Origin of the sequence: Photorhabdus stackebrandtii (assembly GCF_011189495.1) — a bacterium.
Classification (GTDB): Bacteria; Pseudomonadota; Gammaproteobacteria; order Enterobacterales; family Enterobacteriaceae; genus Photorhabdus; species Photorhabdus khanii.
Map to the genome: position 1 here is coordinate 1 of NZ_PUJV01000073.1, position 4430 is coordinate 4430.

Annotated in this window: 3 protein-coding genes and 2 pseudogenes; 1 reads left to right on the top strand and 4 read right to left on the bottom strand. The window is 38.1% G+C overall.

What is annotated here, in order from left to right; translation table 11 throughout:
- Window positions 1–169 precede the first annotated feature (169 nt).
- From C5470_RS21325 to C5470_RS21340, 4 genes and pseudogenes are all read right to left on the bottom strand, one after another.
- Window positions 170–1654 (bottom strand): hypothetical protein, encoded by a 1485-nt coding sequence (locus C5470_RS21325; protein ID WP_152963881.1) that lies wholly within the window; start codon window positions 1652–1654, stop codon window positions 170–172.
- 302 nt (window positions 1655–1956) lie between these two features.
- Entirely contained in the window at window positions 1957–2121 is a 165-nt protein-coding gene (locus C5470_RS21330) for a hypothetical protein (protein ID WP_162524240.1), read from the bottom strand.
- 112 nt (window positions 2122–2233) lie between these two features.
- On the bottom strand, window positions 2234–2635 hold the full coding sequence (locus C5470_RS21335; RefSeq protein ID WP_152963882.1) for a hypothetical protein: 402 nt from the start codon (window positions 2633–2635) through the stop codon (window positions 2234–2236).
- Between the two features lie 395 nt (window positions 2636–3030).
- Window positions 3031–3129: pseudogene (locus C5470_RS21340) on the bottom strand (IS6 family transposase); the annotation flags it as partial.
- 643 nt (window positions 3130–3772) lie between these two features.
- On the opposite strand from C5470_RS21340, the pseudogene C5470_RS21345 reads away from it, so the two are divergent.
- Window positions 3773–4018 (top strand): annotated as a pseudogene (locus C5470_RS21345) (ISKra4 family transposase); the annotation flags it as partial.
- Window positions 4019–4430 lie beyond the last annotated feature (412 nt).

Consider the following 4430-nt stretch of genomic DNA (forward strand, 5'->3'; position numbering starts at 1 on the left):
AGCCGTGACCAGTTGACTGAGCGCTTGTGCTGTCTGGCGCATAGGCTCAGCAAACGCCAACAATGTTTCCAGTGAAACACGAATGGCAGGGGCATGCACATAGACACAGGCAATCAATCGATTTTTTATGCTCTACAAATACACAATTTAAATTACAGTCTCAATTCAACTAAACGCTCTTAACTTTTATAAACGGCATTTCAAAACCCACTTTGAGATATACGTACGATATGGGTGGGCTACTTTTTTGAGGAACAATTTCATCCAGTTTACCCATGTCGTATCCATATACATAACCTCCCTCTTCCCAGCTCCAGACAGCGTAATTTTGATTATCATTGATTATCTTCAACACTTCGTCCGGACTATTCGCGTGTTTCAATTCCTTCCTATTACTGGTGTTTCTAACATCAACCCTATGCGACTTTAATCTTAATACTTGCCTCAATGGATCATTCGAAAGTTCGAGGATCGCGCTGGGATGTTCGTTCTTGCCGTAATATTTCCGATCAACGATGACGACACTAACATAATTAGGGTTATACGAGAATTTAATGTCGGACGTCCACTGATCAAATTTAAACTTTGAACCTTGAATAAGATCTTCGGGATTTCCAGTGGACTTACAACTAAACCACACACCAGCATCCTCGTTAACCAAATTGCTTCGCATATCAAATTGAGAGTGGGGTTTGTTAGTTATTTTAAACGCTTTGAGTTGAATATACGAATAACTGGCAACCATCTTCTTCCCAGAATCCAGCACTAGGTCAAGCATATTTTTGGGCTTAAATTCCTTAATGATGTCCTTTATCCTATATTGCCCGTCTTCCAATCCGTCTTTTTTATACATCTGAAGGACAAGACGATTATTGTTTTTTGGCAAAATCGTTAAACGCGTCAAATAAACGCAGTTATTTTTCATAAAACCACTTTTTCTGGTGCTGGAGCGACCAGGGGGCAACTTTCCGTTATACTGCTCTTTCTCCTCACTCCACAACGCATCAACCGACGAGATAGCTGTAATAGCTGTACTTGTGAGGGCAAAGGATATGGCCGCCATCGGTCCTCCTGGAAGCATCAAACTCATAGCGGTCATTCCGAGATTAAGCCCACCGTTGACAGCGGTTCTCATTACAGCATCATCGCCTGAATCGGTTAACTGACAAAACCATATTGAGTCGGTATCGTTAAGTATTGTGCTGGTCCTATTTATAAAGTTAAGTATTGTGTTGGTACTCCCTAGAGATTTAATCCCATTCGGGACATTCTGAAGGGTATTTTTTATAAGTCGGCTAACAACCGGCAACACTTCCTGTTCCTGAAGGTTAGTTAACGTCGATGTAAACAACGTGCTACCATTCTCATCCTTCATTGCGATAATTAGAGACTCTTTGTCCGTAGCAATTAATCCAATCAATCGGAAATTCTGCCCCCAATCAATGGAAATGTTAAAACCAAATTCCTGTGGTTCAAGCTCGCTAATTACACCACTTAAACTTCTGGATTCATCGAGATTATCGTTGACGATAATTGACGGCTCCCATGAAACAATTACTGGCTGGTTGACTTCAACTTCAAGTGGAAAGATTACAACCAGGTCACTGTCTGCTGAAGGCCAGATTGATTTCAATTTTCCGGAGTAAATGTACATGCACCCTCCTTATGATCCTTGCATATTCCAATCATTAAATGCTGCCATAGAATTTCCTGACAATAATAAAAATAAAAAGCCTCTCTTACATAACAAAAAAATATTTGGTGAATTTTATAAAATGAAATACGGTCATCAAAGAATTTTTTATTCATCATAAAATATCCTATTTAAATAAAATGAAGGCTCGTAACAATTATTATTAATTATTTTTTAAACTTTAATCCTATAATTATAGTTATTAGGCGAATCCAAATTGTAAGAACCATTTCAGTAGAAGTGTTTTTTTAAATGCCATTGATTTATTTTTTACTTGTATTTCCTCCTTTTTTATTTTGGATTATAACGCCGGAAATATAACCATTACCACTTATCTTTCCCGTAGTTTTAAAAGTGACAGAGGGATCAGCGACCAAAGCAAGTAAATCAGGCACGGAACTCATCGTGGTGCGGGCATCCTTGCCCATAGAGACGCCAAATAGATTTAAGCAAGCCCGTCATACACCGGAAATCAGTGTTGCAAAAATGGGGGTGACCATAGATTTTATGCTCTTAATAGTTTTGTTTGAATTAGTTTTTTTACTTTCCCTCGTCAATAATTGCACTTATGCTGCAATAGCTATCAATATGTCCGGTGCTACCTCGAGCTGTCGACCATCGTGCTTGTACAGTACCCAACACCTTAGTCAAATCGAGATCTGTTTGCAAAGTAATTGGAATTCGACCAGCAGAATCCGGCTTTTTAAAGGAGTAACTGATGCTGCCATTCGCCAGAACCTCCGAATTCATGGTGATGGCGAAGCTTACATTCGGGTAGTTGTTTCCAGTAGCATACGGACTCGGCACATTCAAAATAATTAAAGCCCTCCCTGACTTTTTCAAAGAATATGGAGTTAAATCGAGAGAAAGTCCTTCAATATCCATCCATTCATTGAACGAAGTCTTGAGTGTTTTATTAATTGATTTTAAAATAATTGTCATAATTTCCTCATCATTTATTTATAAATTTACAAAGCCCGACCTTACGACGAAGGCGCGAAAATTTTCTTTCAGGGTTTCATATAATTTCCAACTATAATTTATGACTTCTGTACCAGTCTTTGATACAATTGTTCGATTACCACCCAAAGATAAATATATGTAGTGGGGCCGGAGAAGTTCGGAACTATACTCATCGAACGATTCAATCACCCAATGTTCCAGTTCAAGTGGTTCTACCTATTATTTTTAGTTTAGGTTATCTTTACTTTAATTCTAGGGGAAGTCATGATTTATATCAGACTGCTAACAAACCTCGTTGAAAGTAACGAGGTTCGCCGCGTTCATTATCAATCATTATCTTCCGATTTTTCCTTATTGATTCCCGACACGTCCTTTTCCTGAAGTTCACGATAATTGATGCCGTATTTGCAGTACCAACGGACTGCCCACAAAATAATAATGCCGGTAAAATGGCGACCTTTGAATGCATTCATATGGCAAGCTCCGGCTGATAAAACGCTTATCCCAGCGTATCAGTGACTGAAGCTTTGCAATAGTGCCATATAAAGGTCGCCCGATGGATAAGAAATTGCATCAAAAAATAGAAGGCCTTCTCAGGGAACACAAAAGCTATAGCTATATTGTTGACCTGCTTGGTTGCTCTGGACACACAATATCTAAAGTATCGAAAAAGATTAAATTAATAGAATAAATTTAATTATAATGAATTGAATTTGTTAAATTTATTTTCACTCGTGGAATTTTTCGCTGAATTGGGCACAAACCCCCTATTTGTCGCCTAAAGCTGGCGTCATTGTGAACCTATTAAATGTTACCCCACTGGTTTTGCGAAGACTGATTATTGATAACATGAACGGCCTACCGGCCTGATGAGAAACCTAACATAAAAAATGGCTCTTTCAAGCCGAAAAGGTTTTAAGGTTCATCAGGCGCGGAACTCATCGAGGCGCAGGCTCCTTGACTACAGGAGAGCATGAAAAACTGTGGGGCATTTATGTGGCAAAGCAGCTAAAGAAGCCACTTTAACGTATAAGTATTCATGGGCCGATAATGGGTAATAGTCCGGTTGAGTTGCCCATTTTACCGCTAAATAATTCAAGTGCCCCAGACTTTTTTATGCTCTCCAATTATGGCGAAAGATATCGTTACGGAGAGCCGATATCAACAGCATTTGTTGAATCAACCGTCAATGAAATGATAGCAAAGCGAATGGCGAAAAAACAGCAAATGCAATGGAGTCAGCAAGGTGCGTATTATCTCTTACAAACACGGGTAACAGTATTAAATGAAGAGCTTGAAAGTTTATTTCATCGTTGGTATCCCAAATTGAAGAATACAGAGATAGAGGCTCTAGCTGTGTAAAAATACCCCATAGATTTTATGCTCTCCTTCGCGTGGAATATTTTCCGTTTTCCAAACGGACTCATAAAACGCTGGATGATGACATAGTAGTTATTATATCTATGAATAATAATATATAATGTAAACTATCATTATATATTATTCTCTAATTAAATATTTGCGTTTTATTTAAATCAAACTACGATCTTTATATAACGTAACATAATATAAGTTACGTTAATTTTTAAACTAGCTGAACTTAACTCTTCATTTAATCGAGGTTATATCATGAAAGAACTTCAAGAAATTACTAATGCATGGGGTGCGTGGAAAGCTAAGCAACTGGGAACTAGTTTGCATTTTACTGCGAGTACTAAATATGGTGGTAATTCTCACCTTTCTCCGTATACAAAATATGAAGTTCAGAGCGATT